This is a genomic window from Lacticaseibacillus porcinae (assembly GCF_003946305.1).
Lineage (GTDB): Bacteria > Bacillota > Bacilli > Lactobacillales > Lactobacillaceae > Lacticaseibacillus > Lacticaseibacillus porcinae.
In genome coordinates, this window is record NZ_RHNS01000004.1 from 67,297 (window position 1) to 92,816 (window position 25,520).

Consider the following 25,520-nt stretch of genomic DNA (forward strand, 5'->3'; position numbering starts at 1 on the left):
CTCGCCAGCTGACCACCCCTGACACCAAAAAAGTCGCCAATCGCGGCGACTTTTTACGTTAATAAGTTAAATCCGCCCCACGCGTCAACCCAGATTTCGTCATCTTAAAGGCGTCATCTGATTTAAACGCCGTCACAAGCTGTGCAATCGGTTCTTGCGAATCGCGAATGCCTGCTGTGCCGGCAGCCGCATGACCGTTGACGGTATTGATGCCAAATTGACTGGCAAAGCTGGTGATCACTAACCCACTATTGTACATATTGTAAAATTCGACTTGGTCGCCATTACGGATCGCGTAAAATAAATGGATCTGGCCTTTCGTCGCTGACGATTCATTGAATACCATGATGGTATCGCCTGAAGTCAACACGTTTTTGTCATCTTTGACCACTTGATAAGAGTAGCCACCAGCTTGCGCATACCCGGCAGCTTCGCTATCTTGAATACCATTTAACGCCCAATACTCCAAGAAATACAAACTCGCCAAGTCTGATTCCGTCAAGGCATTCACGTCGCTTGCAGACGCATATTTGGCTTCTTTCATGGCATCGATAGGATATTGGGTGTTAGGGTCAGTGCGTTGCCATGAGGAACTATTGGTTGTCGTGTGACTACTTGCTGACGAACTCGCTTCAGATGTTTCTTCGGTGACACTAGATGCTTGACTACTACTCGATGACTGCGTTGCCGGTCGCATAGTTGCTGAAATAACCGGCGACGGCAACCACCCTGCCCAACCGCTGAGCATGAACAACACCGCGATCGCACTGATACTTAAGCCTAATTCTCGTCGCCACAACAATTGTTTGGACAAAATGGCTGACGGGGTAAAGTACAAATCATTCTCATCGTGATCTTGATTGGCCAGGCTTTGTGTTTGCATCTGCCAACTGGCCACTGATAAAGCCAACAACGTCGCGGTGATCACGGCTAATCCTGAAACACTGATCGCAAGGTTACGCATCAACGCCACGATCGACTGATCAAATGCTGGTCGATCCAGTCCAGTAGTAACGACACTGACATTAAATTGGAAGTTAAGGGCGATCACGGCTACGATCACCGCGAAAATACTCAATCCGATTGCCCAATTCCGTTTGAGTTTTTGCTGATACGCTTCACGCAATAAACCACGCAAATATGCGCGCCGTGCTGCTTTGATTTGCGCGGGAAACATTAATTTGTGTGTTGTCAGCTGTAAGTCGACGATTTGGACTTGCAGATATTGCAACATCGCCAAGCAAACGCCGGCGGCAATCACTAAAAGCCCAGTCACAATTAAAATAATCATCGTGATCCTCCGTTTTGACCAGTTTATCAAATCGAGGCACAAAAAAACGACCTTCACAGATCGTTTTGACGTTTATTTAAGATCGGATAAGTCGTTGGCCTTGGAAAAGTCGATGTAAATCGCCTTCGGGTTGTCTTTGACGATCAAAATGTAGCCATGGCCTAAGAACGCGGACTTATCACCAGAATAACTCAGCGGGAATTCTTGGGCAGGCGCCAAGTTACCTTGGATCAACAAGGCGTACATTTCATCATCATCGTAGTCATCAGAAAATGCGATCGCGACAGGCGCTGTGACCAATTGATCGGCTTTGTTCATTAAGTTAATAACGCTAAATAATTGATCCGTCACTTCAGTTGGAAAGGTTGCAGCGACTTTTTCGGAGACATGGTGGCGTTTCGTTGCTTCGTACATGATTTACCTCTACTTACGTTTTGTTATAAACTACTTTACGCTATGATAGCAAACGACGCAATGCTTACTGACGTTGAAAATCCGCTAACGCCTGATAAGACCCAGATAAATGTTGATTCATTTGTTGCCAAATCGACCATAAACGTTGATAAACCGGGGAATTCGGACCTGGCGTCAAGGTAGTTGTCCGCCCCACCATCGCTTCAACATCATCTAGTGAGTCGATCACCCCTAGCGCTTGCATGGCGATCACCGCCGCCCCGAAAGCAGAACTTTCGAAACTATCAGGCAATGTGATCGGCACATTTAAAATGTCACAAAGCATTTGCTTCCATAAGGCACTGCGGGCAAATCCACCTGTTGCATGAATCACTGTTGGCTGACCTGCCACAGCACTGACCATTTCAAGCACGGCTTTTAAATTGAAACACAAGCCTTCAATCACAGCGCGCGCCATCGTCGCTTGCGTGGTTTGCTTAGTCAATCCGATAAAACTACCGCGCGCATCGGCATCCCACAACGGCGCCCGTTCGCCGCCGAGGTAAGGTAAAAACAATAATCCGTCAGCGCCTGCTTTGATCGGTGTGATCAACTGTTCAAGTGCAGGTAAGTCGCCTGTTGGCAGAAAAGTTTTTTGCGCCCACTGCCACACAACGCCACCATTATTCACTGGTCCGCCGACAACATAACGACCAGGTGCTAAGTAATAAGTAAATAAGCACCCATCAGGTTCAACCACAGGCTTGTTAACGACGGTGCGAATCGCGGCACTGGTTCCGATGGTCAACGCCACCGTCCCAGGTTTTTGCGCAGCGACACCAAGGTTGCTCAACACCCCATCTGAAGCGCCGATAAACGCCGGCGTTTCAACTGGCAATCCCAAATCGACTTGCCAAGTTGTTTGCTGATATGTTGGTGGCACCAACCGTGGTAATTGTGACGTTGAAATTCCTGCTAGTGCTAATGATTGTGGGAACCAATCTTGAGTTTGTAAATCAAAAAGGCCGGTGGCATTGGCTAGCGAGTAATCTTGCACATACTCGCCAAATAAACGAAACCACACATAATCTTTGATCCCGATGATGTGCGCCGCTTGATTCATGATCCCAGGCATGGCGTGATTCAACCACATCAACTTGATCAATGGACTCATCGGATGGATCGGCACCCCAGTATGCGCAAAAATCGCTTTTGCTTGTGGCGTATCACGTAATCGTTCAGCAAACTTGGCGCCGCGATTATCTGCCCAAGTCAACACGTTTGTCAAAGGATGATCATGTTCATCCATCACGATCACACTATGCATCGCTGCAGAAAAGCTGACGCCGCGCAAATCACTGACATCAATTTGGTTGGCTATTTCATGGATCCCGACGCACACCGCTTCAAAAATGGCATCTGGATCTTCTTCAGCCATGTCCGATTGTGTTTGAATCAAGGGATAACCATGATTTGCTGACGCCATGACTTGGCCGTTTTGATCAAAAGCGACTACTTTGGTGCTGGTGGTGCCGATGTCGACGCCGATGACGATTGCCATAACTGACCCTCCAAAGATTATTTTCACTAACTATGATACACCAACGAAAAAACCGAGCCAGCATTGGCTCGGTTCTCATAAATTTACTTCGTCGCTTTATCGACCACATGACCGCCGAATTGATTGCGTAAAGCGGCAACCACTTTCCCAGTCATCGTGTCATCTTCTTCAGAACGGTAACGCATCATCAACGCACTGGAGATCACAGGCGTTGGGACATGCAAGCGAATGCCTTCTTCAACGGTCCAAGCACCTTCACCGCTGGAGTGCATTACACCTTTGATTTCATCAAGCTTAGGATCGTCACTAAAGGCAGATTGGGCTAAGCTCATCAGCCAGCCGCGAATCACAGAACCGTGATCCCACAACTTCGCAACGGCTTCGTTATCATAATCAAATTCAGATTTCGACAAAACGTCAAAGCCTTCACCGATGGCTTGCATCATGCCATATTCGATGCCGTTGTGCACCATTTTCAAGTAGTGACCAGAACCAGCAGCACCAGTGTACAAGTAGCCATCTTCTTGGGCGATAGCTTTGAATAATGGTTCGATCACAGGCCAAGTCTTCGCGTCGCCGCCGACCATGAAGTTCCCGTCGTGACGAGCGCCTTCCATACCACCTGACGTCCCAGCATCAAAGAACTTAATACCGAGTTCTGCCAGTTGATCATTGTGGCGCAGTGAATCTTGATAATAGGAGTTCCCGCCGTCGATCACAATGTCGCCAGCTTCTAACACATTCGCCAATTGATCGATGCACGCCTGCGTTGGGTCGCCTGCAGGTACCATCACCCAAACAATTTTAGGGGTTGGCAATGCTTGCACTAATTCAACGACATTGTCAGCTGCTTGCGCGCCAGTCGTTTGGACTTCTGCACGGGCTTGGGCACTTAAATCAGTGGCCACGACATCGATATCGTGATCGCGCATGTTGCGCACCAAGTTCATTCCCATTTTACCTAAACCGATCATGCCGATTTTCAAGATAGTTCTCCTTTGTGGACACTTATTTGTCTCTAGTATATGAAAATTATTTACAGAATTCAAATTATAATTGCGTAAATCTTTTTCTCATTGAACCATGATATACTAGCCACAGAGGATATGGACATGCAAAATTTCGCCTTACAACTCCAAACCAATCAACACGCGCTCAGTGCCAAAGAACAGGCATTAGGAGATTATTTATTGGCACATCAACTCGACGCCAGCACTTGGTCGATTTCAACTTTAAGTCAAAATGCTGGTGTTTCAACTGCCACAGTATCACGTTTTGCCAAAAATCTCGGCTATGCTAACTTCCAAGCCTTGCGTTTAGCGCTGGCGCAACCGCAAGCCAAACATCAGCTATTTGAAGAAATTCAACCCACTGATTCGTTGATCACCATGGCAGATAAAGTCTTTGCTGCAAACGTCGACGCATTAAATGCCACCAGCGCTAATCTCGATGCTAACGCCTTGACGCAAGCCGTTGATTTGTTGACGCACGCCGGGACTGTGGGATTATTTGGCTTAGGTGCTAGTAATTTAGTCGCGTTAGATGGCTATCACAAATTCTTGCGCACACCGATCAACGCGACATATGCAAGTGACTTTCACATGCAACTGATGGCCGTCACCCGCTTGAAACCGACAGATTGTGCCATTGTGATCTCGCACACCGGTAGTGACCGCGATGCGTTGGCGTTAGCACAAGTCGCCCATGATCATGAAGTCCCATTGATCGTCATCACTGGGGCGGCTAAATCACCTGTTGCTAAGCTTGCAGATGTGGTATTTGTTGCTATTGCTGAAGAAACGCAGTATCGGGTTGAAGCCTTACATGCATTGATCGCTCAAATGTCGTTGATGGATACCCTGTTTATGTTGTGCGCTGTTTCAATGGATGAAGGTTCAACAGCGGTATTAGCAGATATTCGCCAAGCAATCGAAAAAACTCGACTTTAATTGATGTTAACCATTATTCATCAACAAAAAGACCAACCAAAACGTCAGGTTTTGATTGGTCTTTATTCTTGATTTGACCAAGCGGATTAAAGCACCTTCAAATCTCCGATATCAAAATCGTCATCACTTTCGCTTTCAACTGGCGCGGCTTCTTTGATGGTCGGCTTTAATAAGATGACCATTGACGTTGTGACTGCCACACCGATCAATGATGCTAACAAGTAAATGAGTGGCTTTTGTGAGACGAACGCAACGATCCATCCACCCCACGGAGCGGGATTACCAGTTCCTAATGTCATTGCGACTGCAGAGCCAACCGCTGCACCAACCATGTTACTTGGAATGACACGTAATGGATCAGATGCTGCAAATGGAATCGCACCTTCGGTAATACCGACCATCCCCATCACTAATGCAGCCTTCCCTGAATCTTTTTCTTCGGCAGTGAACTTCTTAGGGGCAATTAACGTCGCAAGTCCCATCGCCAACGGTGGCACACAGATTGCAACACCGATTCCGGCCATGATCAACATTGCAGAGTGACTAGGCAAGCCAGTCGCTTTATCAATCATGCCAACCAAAGCTGATCCAAACGAAAACGCAACTTTATTAACTGGACCACCCATGTCAAAACCGATCATCGCACCAAGAATCAAACCTAAAACAATGGTGTTCCCAGTACCGAGGCCTGATAACCATTTTGTTAAAACGGTCATCAATCCGGCAATTGGTTTACCGATACCCCAAACCATAATGCCGCCAACCACTAAAGTACTCAATAACGGAATAACTAAAATTGGCATAATTGATTGCAGGTTCTTTGTTACTTTGATCTTTTTAAGATAAAAAACAACGATCCCGGCTAACAAACCTGAAAGAATCCCACCAATAAATCCGGCACCGATGTTCGCAGAAAGCAAGCCACCGATGACACCTGGTGCTAGCCCAGGACGATCAACCATTGAATAGGCGATGTAGCCTGACAAGATCGGTACCATCAGTCCTAATCCAGTCGTCCCAATTTGGGAGAGATCTCCTAGGACACCACTAGAAGGTACCGCAGATTTTCCTGATAATAATACACTCAACGCCAACAAAATCCCACCAGCAACAACAAACGGAATCATGTAAGAAACACCGGTCATCAAATGCGTCCGGGTATCTTTTAATAGGTCCTTTAGTCCGCCCATGGTATTCCCTCCTGATTAAGCTAACTTTTGTGCCAGTTTTTCGACAATGATCGGTGATTTTTTAATCAAGTCACTCGCATGAACACGCAACACAGGCTTGCCTTTAAAACGTTCTTCATTTTTGATCCCAATATCATTGGTTAAAATCACAACATCAGCATCATGAATTTGTGCTGGGCTCAAAGCATCTTCAATCCCAATTTGACCCTGTGTTTCGACAAAGCAACTTTCGCAAGCCTTAGACTCATCGGCCGCAACTTTTAAACTTTCTGCGGCCATATACGTATGCGCAACGCCTGATGGGCAAGCTGTAACTGCGATAATTTTCATGATGGAACCTCCAAAGTTTGATTAATGGTATTACCAATTAAAGCAATAACTTCATCTTCACTTGTTGCTTGTTTGATCTTACTGCGAAAATCTGCATGAATTAATTGACGCGATAATGCCGCTAATAGTTTCAAATGTGCATCACCTTGACTAGCTGCCGGTACCGCTAATTGAAAAACCATATCCACTGGCTTGCCATCCATTGCTTCCCAATCAATTGGTTGTTCAAGTTTGGCAATCGCCACTGAAACTGATTTAACCGCATCTGTTTTCCCATGTGGAATCGCGATGCCAAAACCAATTCCTGTAGTGGTTAACGCTTCTCGATCCGCCACGTTTTGCATATATACGGCCGGATCATTTAATCGCCCATCGTGATCAAGTAGGGTGGTCAACCGAGAAAACACATCTTCTTTGGTTTTCGCAACGACGTTTAAATCAATAATTGCTTTAGATAACACTTCAGTCATGGTCTTAATCCCTCCTTACCATTTGCTGATGTCTCTAGATTAAACGACTGACATCACGTTAAACAACCTGTTCCATCAGTTTTTTGTAAGCGCTTCAGTCGGAAGCGCCTATATTACAAGGATTTTGCTGGATTCCAAGAAATAAACGAGTAGAATTTTGCACAACTGTGTAAAACCAAAAAAAATAGGCTCCTAACATCAAAAAAAGACTGCTCTTTTATAAAAAGAACAGTCCTCGCATTATTATTCCAACCCGCTCACCACTGCGTGAATGCCTTGAGACTCAAATAACGTATGAATAGTGTCCACTTCCTCAGTCGTTAACAATGGCGTATCTTCAAGTTGATAATCACGCTTCAAATACTTATATTTCTGACTGCCATATTGATGAAACGGCAAGATATGCACTTCTGGTACGCCAACGGACTGAACATAGTCCACAATTTGCTGTAGGTTCTCAGGCACTGTGGTGTAGCCAGGAATCAAGGGAATTCGCGGTGTCACTTTCACGCTGTCCGCCTGCAAAAAGGCTTCAAAACTGGCTTTAACCATCGCCACATTGTCACCGATCACATCACGCGCTCGGATCGGATCCATGATTTTCAAATCAAACAGGGCTTGATCAACATAAGGTAGCACCTTTTGCACCGAACGCATCGGTACCGCACCGGTGGTTTCGATTGCCGTGTTAATGCCAAGGGCATGGACGGCTTTCAACAACTCGGCGGAAAAATCTGCTTGCACGAGGCACTCCCCACCAGATAAAGTTACGCCACCACCTGATGTCCGGTAAAACACCTCATCTTTTTCGATTTCGTCCAATACTTGATCAACAGTCATCCAGTGCGTAATCGTCTCTTCAACGCCATTTTTCACCCAAGTCAACGGTCGCACCGGTCCTTGAGATTCGGGATTGCTACACCAAGGACAGTGCAACGGGCAGCCTTGCAAAAACACAATGGTGCGAATGCCAGGACCATCATGGATCGAATAACGTTGAACGTTGAAGACTAAGCCTTGTGTCATGTGACCGCCTCCTATAACGAGTGTTCTGCCCGCGCGATAATATCGTCTTGAATGTGTTTATTCAAATCGACGAAAAATGCTGAGTAGCCGGCAACACGTACAACCAACCCCGCGTAGTTTTCTGGGTGTTTTTGTGCATCTAACAACGTTTCACGAGACTGGACGTTAAATTGAACATGGCGAATCTTCAGTTGCGTGAACGCCATCAAGAAGTCGGCAAATTTCTTAATGCCGTTATCGCCTTTCAACGTTGCCGGCGAGAACTTCACATTGAGCAAACTGCCATTGACCGCTAAAGTGTTGTCAATTTTGCTGACTGACTTCAAGACAGCAGTAGGGCCTAAGTGATCGCGTCCAACCATCGGCGACAACCCGCCGTCAGCTAGTTGTTCATGCGCTTTGCGACCATCTGGTGTGGCGCCAACATCTTCACCTAACGGAATATGTGCGGAAACGGTGTAAGCACCGGCGTTAAACTCCCCACCGCGAATATTATGGTATTTTCCTAATTCTAAGGCAAAATGCCGGAAGATTTTTGCACATTCCATATCCAATTCCGCATTATCGTTCCCGTACTTATCAAAATCATGGATCAAATGCTGACGCAATGCTTCACCATCTTCACCAGCATAATTGGAGTGCAACACTTCAACTAAGTGCTTAAACGTCAATTCATGGTTTTCAAACACTGCTTGTTTGATCACGTAAAGGGAATCGGCTAAGTTTGGTTCACCGATACCTTGGACTCCAGAGAAGTTGTAGCGTGCGCCGCCTTGGGTCACATCTTTACCGTTTTGGATACAATCTTCCACTAATGCCGACAAAAACGGAATCGGTGCAAAGTTGCGATGACCGAGATCAACAATGTCAGAACCTGCCGTCACAATTTTAACGTAATGATCGATTTTATCGAGGATATGCTGACGGAGTTTCGCATAGGTCACCTCAGGATCATCTTTCAAATCATCAATGGCTAATTCCATCACCCGCATCAAATTGAACAAGGCGATATCATGCAACCCATAAGTTCGCCCTGGGATCGTCGTTTCCACACAACCGACGACACCGTAATCGCGTGCATCATCCAGGGAAACGCCTTTGCTCAAAAAACCAGGAATGCAAACTTCGTCATTAAAAATCATCGGGATCCCTGTACCTAAGCGAATCGTTTCACAGGTTTTATTCAAGAACCGCCGTGGGATCTGTTCGTTGATTCGGACTGACAAATTCGGTTGTGGCAACTGAATTTCATGATAAATATCTAGCATTTCATTGGACAACGCATTGACTGAATATTGGCCATATTTATCGTAACCACCAAGCGACACAGTGTACCCTGTTGGAAAACCGGCAAAACATTTGGCTGACTCGGCACTCCGCAACAACACCACATCATTGGTTTTCAAATAAAAGTCGCCAAGCACTTCATGCAAAAAGCTTGCTGGGATTTCAGGGTCATCCAACGCTGCTTGATAAAAGTCGCCTAAATACTGATCCATTCTTCCTAATGATAATGAAGAGGCATTAGACTCGAACTGCCCAACAATACTGGTCATCCATAACAATTGCAAGGCTTCATAAAACGTCGTCGGGGCTTTGGTTTCCAGACGTTCACACATTGACGCAATTTCTGCTAACTCAACTTTGCGATAAGCTGGCGCAGTTGTGATCATTTCACGTGCCAAATCAGCATAACGTTGAAAGTGCCGCTGCATCGCTTCAAATACGAGTAGCGCGGCTTTAAAGAAGTCATTATCAGGTTCTTGTTCAATTTTAGCTTGCAAAGTCGTCACGTAATCACCGACCCCACGCGATAAAATCGCCGGGAAGTCCATAATAATGTGACCTTGGCCTTTATCTGTTTGATTGAGTTTGATCACGCGATCATCAAGTGCACCTTTGACCTCTGGCGTCAGCTTAGCATTGATGAAATCCTTCATCGAACGACCTTGCCAATATGGCAATAAGACCTTGCGATAAGTGGCTTTGTCCGTTTCGGTAAATTCAAACTGGTCTTGAGGACGCGTGGCGATGGTGTCAATTTCATCCATGATCCAATAAGGATCCATTTCTGGTGATAATATCCCACTCCGCGGGCGAACAGTGCGGTTACCTACCAATAGCTCGCCATCTCGAATACTGATTTTTACATGGTCAAGAATATACGCCGTCGCTTGAGCACGACGTAAGATCAAAGGCTGGCCTTGGGTTTGTTGATACGATTTGGTATACAACAATGCGCGTTCGATGGAAATCTGACGTTTTGTTTTAAATAAGTGGGCCTTCATTGCTTGAATTTGTGAAGTCGGCCGAGCATTGAGATAAGTTTGCGTTGCAATCATAAGATAACCACCTTTCTGATTCAAAGTTTAAGCGGTTTCTCCGTTATATTCAACGTTTTTCTTTGATTTCATCACACTTGCACAAATGTTCAACGAAATTCATTGAATTCCTTGGAATTGAGTGGTAAATTTACCTCAAGCGGAGGTAATCAACATGAAAGCCATTGAAATTCAACAACGGCGTGAGCAGATCTTGACCTTATTAGAGCAACGATCCCCACTTGCTGTCAGCACATTAGTTCAACAGTTAAAAGTGTCAGATGAAACTGTTCGCCACGACTTAGCCATTTTGGCCAAGCAAGGGATTGTCGCCAAGCGCTACGGCAAAGCGGAACTATTGCCAGCGGCTGCCCTTCCACCAGTAGCGGCTCGTAGCACCACGGAAGCTGAAGCCAAACAAACAATCGCCAAAGCCGCATTAGCGTTGATCACCCCACAGATGCACACCATTGGCTTAGATCAAGGCAGCACGACGGCGTTGGTCGCGCAAGGTCTCAATCAACTTCATGATAAAACCATTGTCACAAGATCATTGTTATCACTGATTGCGTTAAAAGATGGTGATAACGCCTTTTACACACCAGGTGGGTACTACAACGCTGACGATATGGCCTTTCAAAATCAAAACCGCGACACTATGGCCGACTTGCAACTAGACATCAGCTTCTTTGGCTCTAGTGGCGTGAAAAATCGCCAAGGTACCTGCTCATCTAGCTTTACCGACGCTGAAGCCAAACAGCAGATGCATCATCAATCAACGATGACCGTTGCCTTGCTCGACCACACGAAATTTGAGCAAACCTCTTTGATCGCGGTTACCCCTTTTGAGCAATTCGACTGTTTGATCACCGACGCGCAAATTGATGCTAAAACTTTAACTGCGCTACGTCAGCAAACTGATGTCATCGTTGCGCAATAGGAGGTTTGACCATGCATGATGAACGGTTAGTCACCCGAGTTGCTTATCAGTATTACATTCAAAACTTGACCCAAAGCCAAATTGCCAAGAATTTAAACATTGGACGTTCAACTATCAGTCGACTGCTGACGCAAGCCCGTCAACAACATATTGTCTCCATTAATATCAATACTGCTGACGCCGGGCTACTCGAATTAGAAGCGCAACTCAAAGCACAATATCATCTGCGCAATGTCGACTTAATCGACTCAACTCATTCAGATTTGGATTTAGCTTTAGCCAAAGAAGCCGCCCAATATCTCAAACAAATCATCAAGCCTAATAATTTAGTCGGCCTTTCTTGGGGTGCCAGTTTAGCCTTGATGGTCGGTCAACTGGATCACCCCAAAGCTGCCAATGCAACGTTTGTCCCCTTGGTCGGCGGTCCCAGCGCTGCCAATGCCAAATATCACGTCAATACAATAGTTTATGATTTAGCCAAAAAATTTATGGGCAATAGTGTTTTCATCAATGCGACTGCAGTTCAAGAAAGCCGCTACTTGCGGGACGGCATCATGAACGCTAAATATTTTCAGGAATTAGCGCGGGACTGGGCACATTTGGATATTGCGCTAGTTGGCATCGGCGGGCCCCTAAACCATAAAACCACTAGCCGTTGGCGAGATTTATTGACCCCAGAAGATCAAGCGATGCTTAAAGAACAACGCGCTATTGGTGACTGTTGTTGCACCTTTTACGATGCTAATGGGAAGCTATTGGCGCCTGATCTGCAAAAACGTACCATTGCAATTTCCCTTGATACTTTAAAACGAACCCCAATTCGTATCGCTGTTGCACGCTCAAAGGAAAAGGTGCCGGCAATCAAAGCTTTATTAAAAATGGGTGTGGTAAACACTTTGATTACTGATAATGAAACAGCCAATCAATTACTGCACTAAAAAACCCAGCCTTTGCAGGCTGGGTTTTCGTTTCAGTTTAGAATGTTGCAGTATCAGGATCAGTATATTCCCCAGCTAAACCGGCTTGGGCATCGATCACTTGCATATCTTGATGGGACAATTCAAAGTCGAACAATTCAGTGTTTTGTTGAATGCGATCGGCATGGACTGACTTTGGTAATGGCAAGAAGTCATGTTGCAACGACCACCGCAAAACGATTTGCGCGACAGACTTGTTGAAGCGCTTGGCCATTTTCTGTAATTCTGGTACCGCAAAGATCTTACCAGTACCAAGTGGACTGTATGCTTCATTCAACATGCCGTGAGCTTTGTTGTAAGCCACCAATTCAGGTTGGGCGTCTGATGGGTTCAAGAAGATCTGATTGACCATCGGCTTCACAGTTGCCGTCTTGTACAATTCATCTAAGTGATGTTCGCGGAAGTTGGAAACCCCAATGGCACGAGCTTTACCTGCTTTGAGAATATCTTCCATCGCGCGCCAGGTTTCAGCATTAACGCTTTGCCAGTTATCGCGATATTTCACTGGGTTTGGCCAGTGGATCAAATACAGATCTACGTAATCAACGCCTAATTTCGTCAAGCTGGTGTCGATAGCTTTCATGGCGTTGTCATAGCCATGATCTTCATTCCACAGCTTAGTGGTCAAGAACAAATCATCGCGCTTGATGCCGGAAGCTTTGATCCCAGCGCCAACAGATTCTTCATTCCCATAAGCTGCCGCAGTGTCAATATGACGATAACCGGCATTGATCGCAGCTTCAACACTGGCTTTAGCGACATCGCCATCTGGAGTTTGCCAAGTCCCAAAACCAACGATCGGGATCTCAACGCCGTTTGCTAACGTATAAGTATCAGTTAATTTAGTTAAATGTGCCATTAAAAAAATCCCTCCTAATGTAAGTCTTTCACACCAGTTTCAAGCATCCGCATCACTTGCAAGGTTTCCGCATCTTGAGTGATTTTTGGCGCGCCATTGACGATGGTTTGATACACGCCTTGATAAACGCGACCATAATCACCGCGCACAGTCGGCACCTTTTCTTGATGATACTGATTATCAGCATCCATATAAGTCAACACGCCGAAGTCAACTGGTCGATCAAGTCCAAAATCATCATGATCAGGCAGATAAAAATGCTTCAAATCAAATTCTTGACGGTCGGTATCTTGCTTGATGAAGCTACCGCGCGTTCCATACACCGAAAAACTCGGTCGCGGCGTGATGCGGAAGTAACTGGATTGCACGCAGACTTTCAAATTGCCGTAATACAAATCCACGGTGAAATCGTCATTCATTTTACCAGCGCCAAGCAACTGCCGCACATCATAGCGTACGCGATCTGGTTTGCCAAAGCGGCCGACCACTTGATCCAGCGTATGCGTGCCATGACCATACAAGAAACTATCTGCGGCACGATAAGTTGAATTCAACGGGGTTTCCGGACGGAAGTAGTCAAACGTGGAATCCAATTCAGTTAAATCACCGAGCTTGCCTGAGTCGATCACCGCTTGCACCGTCAACCAGTCAGAATCAAAGCGACGGTTGGTGTAGCACTGCAAGAACAAGTCTTTGGCTTTGGCCAACGCAAACAATTCCTCAGCTTGTTCAACTGTATCGGTGAATGGTTTTTCTAACAAGACATTCTTGCCGTGATTCAAGGCATCTTTGGCAAGTTGATAGTGGCTACTTGCAGGTGTGGTGATCACCACTAACGTTACCGCGTCATCTCCGTAAATATCGTTGATATCGGTGGTGTAGTGCACCCCATCAATGGCTTGCCAAGGTGAATCCAGGTGGCGTGCATAAATCGTCTTCACCTGAAATTGATCAGGTAATTGCAAGACATAAGGTAAGTGATAGCGATTGGTACTTTTGCCGTTGCCGATAAAGGCGATGGTTAATGGTTGCATGATCGATTCCCCCTCGGTATCTAATTTATACTAATGTAAGCGGTGAAACAAGCACGCACTTATAGGTGCCTACTGCACAAACGCTGTCCAGCAGCGTAAGCGTGAGTTTTCTTTTCAATTAGCCATACCAACCTACCTCCGGCACGAAAATCTGTGGGCTCCGACGATTTGGCGTCACTGCGGTGAATTGGACAAGTTGCCGGTGCGGCCGTCTGCAGAAATCTGCGCGAACCGCCACAAACCGGCGTTTCACTTGATTTCACTCCCACAGACAATTGTCCAATTCACCTTCGTTCTACCAAATCATCTCCGCTCACAGATTTTCTACGTTGCTGTCGCTGGCTTACAAATCACATATGTCAATGTTACGACGTCATTCACAAGACCAAACATGATATCAATGTAGAAATAATGCTTTTCGTAGCCCACTGTCGCCTGATAGCGGCTTGAAACACTTACGATTCCGGACATCACCGGTAGCAAAAAAGCCCAGACAAAATGTCTAGGCCTCTTCAGCTTACTTCATGATCTCGTCAAGCATCTGCTGACCTTTGGCTTCATCTTCGCGGAACGCGCGGCCTAATGCCAGCGTTTTGTCGACGATGATGCTTTGGGCATCGATCACTTGATAAGGATGATCTGGGGCTTTTTCTTGCGCGAGCGATAACTCCGTACAGCCGAGCACAACCACATTGACGCCGAAGCGGTCATGCATTTGCTTTAAGATCTCGTGATATAACTCAGGATCGACGCGGTTATGTTCCTTGATGTTGTCATAGATCAAGGTCATCACCATATCTTGAATTTGTTGGTCACCTAATACAACTTCACGACCGGTGGCTTCAATTTCATTGGCGTAGATACCGTCGGCTAAGGTGCCTTTGGTGGCGATCAAGCCGATACGGTGTTCATCCGGATACTGTTTAGCCATGGTTTGAATCGCGGTGTGCGGCATGTGGATCAACGGAATGTCCGTCAATTGCTTGAGCTCATCATAAAAATAATGCGCGGTGTTGCAAACCATCACCATAAATTCGGGATGTAGTAAGCTTTGTTGCTCGATATCTTCTTTGAGATAGGGAAAGAAGTTCTCTTGGGTGTGATCCAAGATATAGCTGGTACGATCAGGCACTGACGCATGGTTCACTAAAATGTAATCCATGTAGTCTTGATCTTTTTTGGCATTGCTGCGCGTATTCAGCAAACGGACGTAGCTTTCGGTGGCAGCGGTACCCATCCCGCCGATCACGGTAAAAAAGCGTCGCATGTTTAGCCTTCTTCCTAATTTTGTTGCGAGGCGTCGGCAATTTCCTGCACGACTTTTGAATCAGATGGCCATGGGGTGTCGATGCCGCGGACTTTTTGATATTGGTCAGCACCTTTGCCGGCGACGATCACGATGTCACCTGGGACACTGGCCGCAATCGCTTCTTCGATTGCTGTGTGACGATCTAAGACTTTATTGACGGTAACTTTGTCATGATCGATGCCTGCATCGATTTCATCGATGATATCTGCAGGATCTTCAAAGCCTGGATCATCAGTCGTCAAGTAAGCAACTTGCGCATATTCAGACAAAGCTTTAGCAAAGCCAGGGCGGCGAGAAACACCTTTATCACCAGGCGCCCCGACCACCACTAAGATCTTTGGATCGTTGTATTCCGCTTTGATAAAATGCATCAACGCAGTCATGCTGCCATAGTTATGGGCATAATCGACATACACTAAGCCGTGATTTTTGACTGGATATTGCTCCATGCGACCAGGGATCTGAACGGCTTGAATGCCAGGGTTAGCTTTGGCGCCATCAACGCCGGCCAAGCCCCCACCGATCAACGCAGCAGTGGCGTTAGATTCGTTAAAATCGCCGATCAAGCTCAATGAATAAGGTCCGCCGATGTTTAAATCAGCGGCTTTTTCAGTGACTGGCACTAACGTAAAGCGACTCTTGGTAGTATCTAAGGTTTGGCTTTCAAAGCGGAAGTCGATATGCAGATCATCGCGCTTAGGTTTGAAGTCACTTGATGCAAACAGATAAATTGAATCTGGATAAGTCGTCGTTGTGGCTGCGGCATACACTTCATCAAAGTGATCAGTTTCAGCATTGATCACCACTTTGCGGGAGTTGACCATTAATTGCATTTTTGAATGCAAGTAAGACGCAAAGTTTGGATGTTCATTAGGGCCGATATGATCAGGGGTGATATTTAAGAAGAAGCCGACGTCATAGGTCAACCCAAACACGCGGTTGCGCAAGTAGGCTTGGCTGGACACTTCCATCACCAAATGTGTCATCCCGTTATCAACGGCTTGGCGCATGTCATGGAACAAGTCCAACGATTCTGGCGTGGTTAAGTCAGATTTGAACTTTTGGTCGGGGTTTGGCCCCACGATCCGATCAAGCGTAGAGAACAACGCCACGCGCTTCGGATGGGCTTGTTCTAAGATCCCACGGGTGAAGTATGCTGATGTGGTTTTACCTTTGGTGCCAGTATAAGCGATGACAAATAAATCATCTTGCGGGAAGTCGTAGAAAGCCGCGGCTAGAATAGCCATCGCTTTGGTGACATTCACCACGATCAATGCATTCATGCCGTTGCCTTCGACATAAGGCTTTTCAGCGACATAAGTGATCGCCCCGTTGTCTTTGGCCATCGATAAATAAATCGGGCGAAAGTGCGTCCCTTTACAAAAGAATAAACTAGGACCTGAGACTTTGCGCGAATCATAGGCGATGCCAGACATTTGCGTGTCCATGGAATTTTGGACGGCAGAGCTTTTCAGCAAGTGATGTTCTTTGAGTAATAAAATACATGCATTCAACGATAATGCCATGATGATCTCCTTATGTGAGCGAGTGCGACTAACGGTCGCGTAGTAGCCTCTATTATAGCAGATTAACAAATAAGACGAAAATGTTACACACCTGCTGAGACAGTGATTTTCGTTAACGTCACGTGATAGCTCCCTGCCGGTGCCACAACGGCAACTACATCCCCGGCGCGATGATGAAGAATCGCAGACCCTAACGGTGAATCACTCGCCAAATTCGTTTCTGATTGACCTGATTCTTTGGGTCCTACTAATGCATAAACGTCGTCATCGCCAGGTTCAAATTCAATGGTCACTTGCGTCCCGATTTCAGCGGTTTCACCAGTTGGCGTCGGCACGATTTCTGCATAACGGATCAATTTGTCGAGATAACGCATGCGACTTTCCAACTGCCGCAGATCACGTTTAGCGGCAGAGTATTCCGCGTTTTCTGAGCGATCCCCAAGGGCTGCCGCTTCTGCTAGCCGCTTGATGCGCGTTGGACGGTCTTTTTTTAAACGTTCGATTTCATCAGCAAAGGCTTGCACCCCAGCTTTTGTGATTGGATGATATTGCATGTCAACACCTCCGCCATAAGCATACCGCGTTGTTGCTGATTGCAACAGACACTCTCATGAACTTAACAGAATCAGGTAAACCAAAGGCCTGGTCAACCGACCAGGCCACCTGATTAAAATAAACTGTTGAACCACTCACTGACGCCATGGATGATCAAGGCGAAGAGATTGGCGCGCTTCACGCCTTTAGTGGTCGTCAAGGTCACTGATTCACTGGCTTGACCGGTTAAATAACCGAGATCATCGCCTTTTGCTGATACCGTTAAGGTGCCGGCAGTGGCTGATTTTTGCACTGGCGCTTCCAGCTTGTTTTGTAAATGCGCGATGTACTTGAAATCAAGGTCATCCGCAGTGGTACTGCTTGGCACATACACCGTTAACGTTTTCGTTGCGGCGAGTGGCACTGATGCTTTGGTGCCGTGAACGACAGTTAAGCGCTCATGCCCTGTAACTGCAGCCCCTTTAGTCGTGACTTGCATCGCTTTCCAATTGCCAAATACCCAATTCATCAACTTCCCAGTTTGAACAAAACGTTTATCATCGCCGCTACCATTGGCGTGCATCACCACCGTAATGATCCGCATACCATTTTTCTCAACGGTACCGGTGAAACAGTCGCCTGCGCGATCAGTGGTCCCAGTTTTTAAGCCGTCAACGTTGAGGCCAGCGACAGCTGCAGACAACCCTGGCAACATTAAATTGTAGTTCCCCATTTTAGTGGTGTCGCTGCCTTCACTAAATGTCATTTCTTTAGCTTTGGTCGTGTCTAAAACATCAGGATAGTCATTGAGCAAATGTTGCGCGATCACTGCCACATCTTTAGCAGACATTTGATTTTGATCAGTGTCGGTAGAATTTGGGTAACGATCTGCCGCATCGATTTCGTTATTGTCTAAGCCAGTGGCGTTGATGATCGTCGCATCTTTGATCCCCCAAGTTTTCAATTGGGTGCGCATCGCGTCAACGAACTTGGTTTGATTGCCTGACACGGCATTGCCAAGCAACATCATGGCAGCGTTAGCTGAGTAGATCAAGCTGGCTTCATACAATTGCTTGATCGTATATTTGCCATCAGTTTGCAAAGGCACATTAGATAAATCACTGTTTTGTGATAACTTAGCGATGCTAGCCGTTGGCGTGACGGTATCCGTCCACTTCAACTGACCAGATTGAATGGCTTCGCGCACCAAGTAAATACCAAGCATTTTAGTCATCGACGCTATTGGCAAAGTTTGATTTGTGTTTTTAGCGTATAACACTTTACCGGTTTTAGCTTCGATTGCTAAGGCTGCTGAGGCATCAATATCAACACTGCTGGTAGCAGCTTGCGTGGTCACTGCCGGCGAAAATCCTGCCCAAAGCGCAATGGCAGCGGCAAACACGACAACGCTGCGCCATAATTTCGACATGTGTAAAAATCCTTCCTTATTGCGGTTTCTTTAATGTGGTGCCGAGTTTCAATGGTAAGTGGATCACAAAACTGGTGAGTTCTGGGGTGGAGTCGGCATAAATGTAGCCGCCATGCAAACTGATAAAGCTTTGGGCGATCGCCAATCCTAACCCAGAGCCCCCGGTTTCTTGCGAACGTGACCCTTCCACGCGATAAAAGCGATCAAACAACTGACTCAACGAATCATTCGGGATCGGATCGCCGTCGTTGGAGACTTTGATCACCGCTTCGCTGCCGACTTTTTGGGCATCTAAGAAGACATGTTTGGCACCTTTGCCATATTTAAAGGCATTGATGATCAAGTTGTTGAACACTCGCGACAATTTCTCGGTGTCAGCTTCCATCATTAATGGGTCAGGGTCGCCATGGACTTGAATGCTGATGCCTTTTTTCTCCGCTTCAAGTTCATACGAAGCCGCAAGTTGTTCTAACATCGCAACCATGTTAAATTCGACGGTGTTCAATGGCGTCGTGGTTTGCCGCGACTTGGTATATTCAAACAGATCTTCGACTAACACCTTCATTTGCTTGGCTTTCAAATACGCGGTATGGGTATATTTCACCAATTCATCAGGATTTTGATACTGTTTGTCTTCGATCAATCCTAAATAGCCGATGATCGATGTCAATGGGGTGCGAATATCATGGGAAACATTGGTGATCAATTCATCTTTAGACTTTTCAATGCGGCGTTCTTCCTCCATGGAGTTCACTGTGGAATCCACTAACGCATTGATCGATGAGATCACTTTTTGCAGATCACTGTTCACTTCAAAATGGATCCGGTGATCTAAATGGCCTTCTGCGATGTAATGCAACTCGGCGATGACATGCCGCATTTGCATTTGTCGATAACGACGGATCAACCGCCAATATACCACGATGGCATCAACCACTGCCATCACGCCAACAAAGAAATTCCGCCAACTCCAAAAATGGACATTATTTTGGCCAAACGTCAGCACATTTTTAATGCCCCAAATGGAATTTTGTAAATGCGGGTCACTGGCGATCATTTGCTTGCCTAATACGACCACAGCAAGGTTGAGCATCAATAACAAAATCACCGTGATCAAGCCTTCGCCCCACAGCTCAGATTTTTCTTTGCCGGTTAAGTGGACCTTTTCCATGGTTAAGCCTCGACTTTATACCCCACGCCCCAAACGGTTTCGATCACTTTCTCACCGCCGGTCGCTTCTTCGATTTTATCGCGCAAATGCGACACATGGACCATGACCGTTTTCGCAGACACGATCGATTCTTGTTGCCAAACCCGTTCGAAGATCTCATCAGCTGAAAAAACGCGGTTAGGATGGCTCGCCAATAAGTACAAGATCCCAAATTCTAGCGCTGTCAGTTGAATGCTAGTGCCAGTCAATGTCGTCACTTCATGGGAATCTTTTTTGATGGTCAATGGGCCGACTTCTAAGACATCAGGTTCTGGATTTGTGACTTCGTTTTGCGCGCGGCGCAATAAGCCTTTGACCCGCGCCATCACTTCAAGCGGGTTGAAAGGCTTCGTGACATAGTCATCTGCGCCAGTTAACAAGCCTTGGATCTTATCCATGTCACCAGTTTTGGCAGACACGATAATGATCGGGATCTGAGAGTCTTTGCGGACTTCTTTGACCACATCGATGCCTGACATGTTTGGCATCATGATATCTAAGATCATCAACGAAATATCTGGTGTGGTCACTAACTTGGTGATCGCTTCTTTGCCAGAGTAAGCTAAGATCGGTTCATAGCCTTCATTTTTCACGTAAATACTGAGTAATTCGACGATTTCTTTATCATCATCAACGATTAATATTTTCATAGTTACGCTCCCGTATGTGTATTCTGGCTTAATTGTAACAGAACGCTTGAGTGACTCGCCAAAAAAGCCAGAAAAGATGGCAAAATATTAAGATTGGCGACAAACTTGAAGAAAAATTGATTGCTCTTCCAACTTTCGTCTGCTTCACGGGGAACCATTAAATAACGATTTTTGTAGATAAATTATTTCTTTCCTTACGCTATCATTGTCGCGACAAGTCAACATCTGACATGATAAAATAACATCAGCACGAAAAGTGAATACGCGGTGGTTCTAGTACTGGAGGGAGTGATGCTAATGTCTTGGACATCGGCAACAACAAAATCTAGGAAAGGAGAGCCTCTATTGTCTGTTGGGCGCATCCTCAGTCTCCTAATAGTCGTCTGCAGTCACTGGCCAACTTTGGATGAGATTACTCGATTCCTGACGGCGGTGATTGTTTAGGTACCGGTGTGATCCTACCACCGTGGGCGATGTCAACTACTTCAACAAAGAAGCAGCAGAAGAAGAAGACAAAGAAAAAATCGCGTTAGCCTTTCCAGAAGTTACACGCGATTGATTCTTTGTCGTTAAGTTGTAGCCGCCGTTACTGACGGAGTGCGAGGACGACACCATCGTCCGCTAGCACAGGGGTGAAAACCGCTGTGCTTTTTTGATGGCTTTAGTGTAACACGTCTGCGCTAAGATGACAATACATGGTCGATCACAAAAAAATCGCTCAAATTATCTTGAGCGATTTTCAGTCACATTATTCTACTGAGTAGTTAGGCGCTTCTTTGGTAATTTGGACATCATGTGGGTGACTTTCTTTCAAGCCGGCCCCAGAGATCTGAACAAATTGCGCTTTGTCAGCCAAATCTGGAATGGTTGCGGCACCGACATAACCCATACCGGAACGCAAGCCGCCATCCATTTGATAAATGACATCAGCCAAGGAGCCTTTGTAAGCGACGCGGCCTTCGATGCCTTCAGGAACTAATTTCTTAGATTCGTTGACGCCTGCTTGGAAGTAACGATCTGAAGAACCATGACCTTGGGCCATCGCACCGATGGAACCCATGCCACGATAAGTCTTGAAGCGGCGACCTTGATAAATTTCAAAGGAGCCTGGCGCTTCATCAGTCCCTGCTAACATGGAGCCAAGCATCACTGCAGTACCGCCAGCAGCTAAGGCTTTGACAATGTCGCCAGAGAACTTGATCCCACCATCAGCGATGATGGTTTTGCCACGTTTGCGTGCTTCAGTGGCTGCGTCGTAAACGGCAGTTAATTGAGGAACGCCGACACCAGCGACGATCCGCGTGGTGCAAATGGAGCCAGGGCCGATCCCAACTTTAACGACATCAACACCGGCATCGTATAATGCTGCGGCCCCTTCTGCAGTGGCGACGTTCCCAGCGATCAACGTTACCTTAGGGAAGTGTTCGCGAATTTCTTTGATCTTCCGTAAAACCCCTGCGGAGTGGCCATGCGCCGTATCGATAACTAACGCATCAGCGCCAGCGTCAAGCAAGGCTTGGGCCCGTTCGAAAGTATCGGAAGTGACCCCAACGGCTGCAGCCACTAACAAACGACCATGATCATCTTTAGCGGCATTCGGGAATTCAACCACTTTTTCGATATCTTTAATGGTGATCAAGCCACTTAAGCGGCCTTGTTCATCCACTAAAGGCAGCTTTTCGATCTTGTGTTGTTGCAAGATCTTTTCGGCTTCTTCAAGGCTCGTGCCAGCAGGGGCAGTGACTAAGTTTTCAGCAGTCATCACCGAGCCGATGGTAACGGTATGATCGGAGACATAACGCAGATCACGGTTGGTGATGATGCCAGTGAGCTTGCGAGAATCTTTGGAATCAACGATCGGAACGCCAGAGATGCGGTATTTTTGCATCAACTTGTTGGCTTCTTCAACCGGATCATTGGCAGTTAAGAAGAATGGGTTGATAATAACGCCATTTTCAGAACGCTTAACGGTCAAGACTTCATCAGCTTGCGCTTCAATACTCATGTTCTTGTGGATGACACCTAAGCCACCTTGGCGAGCCATGGCGATGGCCATGTCGCTTTCAGTGACCGTGTCCATCCCAGCAGAGAGAATTGGAATGTTCAGCTTTAAGTTGTCAGCGAGTTGGACGGATAAATCAGCGTCTTGTGGTAAAACGTGACTTTCAGCAGGTATCAATAACACATCATCAAATGTAAATCCGCGGCGCGCAAACTTTGTCTCCCAATTACTCAAGTGGACAGCCTTCTTTCGTTTTTTGTTGTTGACCAGAATAGCATTGGAAAATGCGTTCGTCAATGATGACTTACTGAGCAAATCAAAAAGCCCGCCGTGACGGGATTTTTAAATGAGAATCAACTCATTTTTCACAAAATAGAAACGAACATTTATCCTGTCTAGACCGCCTGTCTAACGAAAAAATCCGAAATCATCAGGCTGAATCCCTGTGATTTCGGATTTTTATTCGGAAATGACTAAGCCGCCATGATCCCAGGCAACTTATATTGACGCTTCAAGAACCAGTGAGCACCGTAGCAAACCACAGCAACCACTGCGTAAACTGGCCATACTGTTGGGCTAGTCAATGGCGACTTGATCACCGCCAACAAGCTAGATGCTAACGACGCAATGATGATCGCGACCACGCCACCTAACATGATCAACCAAGTCTTGGCGCGCTTCTTTTTGTCGCGGCGAGACCAAATGTTGTAATACGAGAAGATAAACCCTGCCATGCCGGCCATAATGATGATCGACGCGATCCCAGAGCCTGCAGTCATGTTCTTCGGCTTGATGAACGCCATGATCCCGTACATCAACCCAAAGATGCTGGCGAAGAACAAGCTGAGATCTAAGCCAGTCAACCAGTAAGGAGCTTCCTTAACTGGCTTTGGCGCATTGATCAAGCTGTCAGCTTTCACTGTCACCGGACCAAAGATCTGAGTCGCTGGTTTGCCTGCCCGTTGTGCTTCGATCATTTCTGGTAAAATGTCAGCCAAAACTTTGTGTTCTTGGGCATCGGTATATTGATGCTCTTTTAAAATCCGCCGTAATTTGAAGACATATTCGTCATTTTTCTTGGTCAGTTCACTTAACAACCCGTCAACATCAACGGTTGTTTCCACTGCCGTTTGTGGTTCGTCATTCTTTTTTGCCACGCCACTATCCCCCTGATTTTTTGAATTAAACGTTGAAGCGGAATTCGATGATGTCGCCATCTTGGACGACATATTCTTTACCTTCTGAACGCAAGCGGCCTGCTTCTTTAACTGCAGATACCGAACCGTACTTGTCTAAGTCGTCAAAGCTCATGGTTTCAGCGCGGATAAACCCACGTTCAAAGTCGGAGTGGATCACCCCGGCAACTTGTGGGGCTTTCATGCCTTGTTTGAAAGTCCACGCACGAGTTTCTTTGCCACCAGCGGTAAAGAAGGTTGCCAAACCTAACAAGTGATAAGCGGCTTTGATCAACTTATCCAAACCAGACTCAGTCACGCCTTCAGCTTCTAAGAAGTCGGCTTTGTCATCATCGTCAAGTTCGGCGATTTCTTCTTCAGTCCGTGCCGATACCGCAATGGTTTCAGCGCCTTCTTTTTCAGCGTAAGCTTCGATTTGTTTGACGTAATCGCAGCTTTCAGGATCCGCCATATCGTCTTCAGCGATGTTGGCGACGTAAAGCACTGGCTTTGACGTCAACAAGAACAAGCCTTTGACGATTTTTTGTTCATCTTTGTCAAAATCGATCGACCGGACCATGCCACCAGCTTCAAGTACTGGTTTGATCTTCTTCAGCACTTCAAATTCTGCTAAGGCTTCTTTGTCTTTGGTGCGGGCGATTTTTTCAACGCGAGCGTAACGTTTGTTGACGGAATCAAGATCCGCTAACCCGAGTTCCAAGTTGATGGTTTCGATATCATCGATCGGGTCCACAACCCCGGTGACACTGGTGATCTCAGAATCATCAAAAGCGCGGACCACATGAATGATCGCATCGACTTGACGAATGTTTTCCAAGAATTTGTTCCCTAAACCTTCACCTTTAGATGCGCCTTTAACGATCCCGGCGATGTCGGTAAATTCAAAAGTCGTGTGAATGATTTTTTTAGCGGGTTCGATTTCATCGATGCGGGCTAAGCGTTTGTCTGGGACTTCCACCATCCCGACGTTAGGATCGATGGTTGCAAAGGGGTAGTTTGCCATTTCTGCCCCAGCTTTTGTGATCGCGTTAAACAAAGTTGACTTGCCGACGTTAGGTAAGCCGACGATACCTGCTGTTAAAGCCATGAATAGGTTCCTCTTTCTGAGTTAATTATTTGTTTGGTCTGCTTGGGTGAGCACTTTTTTCATTTTACGGTCAAAATCATGGCGCGACAACATCACAATGTGTCCGCAACCACTGCATTTGATCTTGATATCCATGCCCATGCGGATGATCTCCCAATCATTGACCCCACATGCATGGGGCTTTTTCATTAAAACATGGTCGTGTAAAGCGTACATGTTTGCGCCTCCTTAGTCCA

The 25,520-nt window shown here is 46.3% G+C and carries 24 protein-coding genes; 3 read left to right on the forward strand and 21 right to left on the reverse strand.

Features of this window, described 5'->3' with window-relative positions; genetic code table 11:
• Positions 1 to 58: 58 nt before the first annotated feature.
• From EKM92_RS05350 to gnd, 4 genes are all read right to left on the reverse strand, one after another.
• A complete protein-coding gene (locus EKM92_RS05350; protein WP_125708658.1) occupies positions 59 to 1,291 on the reverse strand; it encodes a hypothetical protein in 1,233 nt (410 codons plus the stop codon).
• Positions 1,292 to 1,363: 72 nt separating this feature from the next.
• Positions 1,364 to 1,705, reverse strand: a complete 342-nt coding sequence (locus EKM92_RS05355; RefSeq protein ID WP_125708660.1) for a hypothetical protein — start codon at positions 1,703 to 1,705, stop codon at positions 1,364 to 1,366.
• A gap of 64 nt (positions 1,706 to 1,769) precedes the next feature.
• On the reverse strand, positions 1,770 to 3,245 hold the full coding sequence (locus tag EKM92_RS05360) for a gluconokinase (protein ID WP_125708662.1): 1,476 nt from the start codon (positions 3,243 to 3,245) through the stop codon (positions 1,770 to 1,772).
• An 83-nt stretch (positions 3,246 to 3,328) separates the two neighbouring features.
• Positions 3,329 to 4,231, reverse strand: a complete 903-nt coding sequence (gene gnd / locus EKM92_RS05365; protein WP_125708664.1) for a phosphogluconate dehydrogenase (NAD(+)-dependent, decarboxylating) — start codon at positions 4,229 to 4,231, stop codon at positions 3,329 to 3,331.
• A gap of 126 nt (positions 4,232 to 4,357) precedes the next feature.
• Between gnd and EKM92_RS05370 the strand changes: the two genes are divergently transcribed.
• Positions 4,358 to 5,194 (forward strand): MurR/RpiR family transcriptional regulator, encoded by an 837-nt coding sequence (locus tag EKM92_RS05370; RefSeq protein ID WP_125708666.1) that lies wholly within the window; start codon positions 4,358 to 4,360, stop codon positions 5,192 to 5,194.
• An 86-nt stretch (positions 5,195 to 5,280) separates the two neighbouring features.
• Here EKM92_RS05370 and EKM92_RS05375 read toward each other — a convergent pair whose 3' ends face one another.
• The 5 genes from EKM92_RS05375 to EKM92_RS05395 all read right to left on the reverse strand — a co-directional run bounded on the left by EKM92_RS05375 (position 5,281) and on the right by EKM92_RS05395 (position 10,552).
• The gene (locus tag EKM92_RS05375; protein ID WP_125708668.1) at positions 5,281 to 6,384 is read right to left on the reverse strand and encodes a PTS fructose transporter subunit EIIC; all 1,104 of its coding nucleotides are present in this window, start codon (positions 6,382 to 6,384) and stop codon (positions 5,281 to 5,283) included.
• Between the two features lie 15 nt (positions 6,385 to 6,399).
• Positions 6,400 to 6,714 (reverse strand): fructose PTS transporter subunit IIB, encoded by a 315-nt coding sequence (locus tag EKM92_RS05380; RefSeq protein ID WP_125708670.1) that lies wholly within the window; start codon positions 6,712 to 6,714, stop codon positions 6,400 to 6,402.
• Positions 6,711 to 7,184, reverse strand: coding sequence for a PTS sugar transporter subunit IIA (locus EKM92_RS05385; protein ID WP_125708672.1), 474 nt, complete (start codon positions 7,182 to 7,184; stop codon positions 6,711 to 6,713). Before EKM92_RS05385 ends, EKM92_RS05380 begins: the two co-directional genes overlap by 4 nt.
• Before the next feature lie 243 nt (positions 7,185 to 7,427).
• Positions 7,428 to 8,210: a glycyl-radical enzyme activating protein gene (locus EKM92_RS05390; RefSeq protein ID WP_125708674.1), complete on the reverse strand. Its 783-nt coding sequence runs from the start codon at positions 8,208 to 8,210 to the stop codon at positions 7,428 to 7,430.
• Between the two features lie 11 nt (positions 8,211 to 8,221).
• Positions 8,222 to 10,552, reverse strand: a complete 2,331-nt coding sequence (locus tag EKM92_RS05395) for a formate C-acetyltransferase (protein WP_125708676.1) — start codon at positions 10,550 to 10,552, stop codon at positions 8,222 to 8,224.
• A 154-nt stretch (positions 10,553 to 10,706) separates the two neighbouring features.
• Here EKM92_RS05395 and EKM92_RS05400 point away from each other — a divergent pair, with 154 nt between their 5' ends.
• Both EKM92_RS05400 and EKM92_RS05405 read left to right on the forward strand, forming a co-directional pair.
• The gene (locus EKM92_RS05400; RefSeq protein ID WP_125708678.1) at positions 10,707 to 11,471 is read left to right on the forward strand and encodes a DeoR/GlpR family DNA-binding transcription regulator; all 765 of its coding nucleotides are present in this window, start codon (positions 10,707 to 10,709) and stop codon (positions 11,469 to 11,471) included.
• A gap of 11 nt (positions 11,472 to 11,482) precedes the next feature.
• Positions 11,483 to 12,409: a sugar-binding transcriptional regulator gene (locus EKM92_RS05405; RefSeq protein ID WP_225420726.1), complete on the forward strand. Its 927-nt coding sequence runs from the start codon at positions 11,483 to 11,485 to the stop codon at positions 12,407 to 12,409.
• A gap of 37 nt (positions 12,410 to 12,446) precedes the next feature.
• On the opposite strand, the gene EKM92_RS05410 is transcribed toward EKM92_RS05405, so the two are convergent.
• From EKM92_RS05410 to EKM92_RS05465, 12 genes are all read right to left on the reverse strand, one after another.
• On the reverse strand, positions 12,447 to 13,307 hold the full coding sequence (locus tag EKM92_RS05410; RefSeq protein ID WP_125708682.1) for an aldo/keto reductase: 861 nt from the start codon (positions 13,305 to 13,307) through the stop codon (positions 12,447 to 12,449).
• Between the two features lie 14 nt (positions 13,308 to 13,321).
• Positions 13,322 to 14,341 carry a Gfo/Idh/MocA family oxidoreductase gene (locus EKM92_RS05415; RefSeq protein ID WP_125708684.1) on the reverse strand — a complete coding sequence of 340 codons (1,020 nt, stop codon included), beginning with the start codon at positions 14,339 to 14,341 and terminating at the stop codon, positions 13,322 to 13,324.
• 517 nt (positions 14,342 to 14,858) lie between these two features.
• Positions 14,859 to 15,608 carry an aspartate/glutamate racemase family protein gene (locus EKM92_RS05420; RefSeq protein WP_125708686.1) on the reverse strand — a complete coding sequence of 250 codons (750 nt, stop codon included), beginning with the start codon at positions 15,606 to 15,608 and terminating at the stop codon, positions 14,859 to 14,861.
• A gap of 14 nt (positions 15,609 to 15,622) precedes the next feature.
• Positions 15,623 to 17,176, reverse strand: coding sequence for a UDP-N-acetylmuramoyl-L-alanyl-D-glutamate--2,6-diaminopimelate ligase (locus tag EKM92_RS05425; protein ID WP_125708688.1), 1,554 nt, complete (start codon positions 17,174 to 17,176; stop codon positions 15,623 to 15,625).
• Positions 17,177 to 17,259: 83 nt separating this feature from the next.
• Entirely contained in the window at positions 17,260 to 17,730 is a 471-nt protein-coding gene (greA, locus tag EKM92_RS05430) for a transcription elongation factor GreA (protein WP_125708690.1), read from the reverse strand.
• Positions 17,731 to 17,843: 113 nt separating this feature from the next.
• Positions 17,844 to 19,139 carry a serine hydrolase gene (locus tag EKM92_RS05435; RefSeq protein WP_125708692.1) on the reverse strand — a complete coding sequence of 432 codons (1,296 nt, stop codon included), beginning with the start codon at positions 19,137 to 19,139 and terminating at the stop codon, positions 17,844 to 17,846.
• Positions 19,140 to 19,155: 16 nt separating this feature from the next.
• On the reverse strand, positions 19,156 to 20,310 hold the full coding sequence (locus EKM92_RS05440; protein ID WP_125708694.1) for a sensor histidine kinase: 1,155 nt from the start codon (positions 20,308 to 20,310) through the stop codon (positions 19,156 to 19,158).
• 2 nt (positions 20,311 to 20,312) lie between these two features.
• The gene (croR, locus tag EKM92_RS05445; RefSeq protein WP_125708696.1) at positions 20,313 to 20,999 is read right to left on the reverse strand and encodes a response regulator transcription factor CroR; all 687 of its coding nucleotides are present in this window, start codon (positions 20,997 to 20,999) and stop codon (positions 20,313 to 20,315) included.
• 748 nt (positions 21,000 to 21,747) lie between these two features.
• The gene (guaB, locus tag EKM92_RS05450; protein WP_125708698.1) at positions 21,748 to 23,235 is read right to left on the reverse strand and encodes an IMP dehydrogenase; all 1,488 of its coding nucleotides are present in this window, start codon (positions 23,233 to 23,235) and stop codon (positions 21,748 to 21,750) included.
• Positions 23,236 to 23,474: 239 nt separating this feature from the next.
• Positions 23,475 to 24,158 carry a DUF1129 domain-containing protein gene (locus EKM92_RS05455; protein ID WP_164509906.1) on the reverse strand — a complete coding sequence of 228 codons (684 nt, stop codon included), beginning with the start codon at positions 24,156 to 24,158 and terminating at the stop codon, positions 23,475 to 23,477.
• 25 nt (positions 24,159 to 24,183) lie between these two features.
• Positions 24,184 to 25,284 (reverse strand): redox-regulated ATPase YchF, encoded by a 1,101-nt coding sequence (gene ychF, locus EKM92_RS05460; RefSeq protein ID WP_125708702.1) that lies wholly within the window; start codon positions 25,282 to 25,284, stop codon positions 24,184 to 24,186.
• A 21-nt stretch (positions 25,285 to 25,305) separates the two neighbouring features.
• A complete protein-coding gene (locus EKM92_RS05465) occupies positions 25,306 to 25,500 on the reverse strand; it encodes a DUF951 domain-containing protein (RefSeq protein ID WP_125708704.1) in 195 nt (64 codons plus the stop codon).
• Between the last annotated feature and the right edge of the window lie 20 nt (positions 25,501 to 25,520).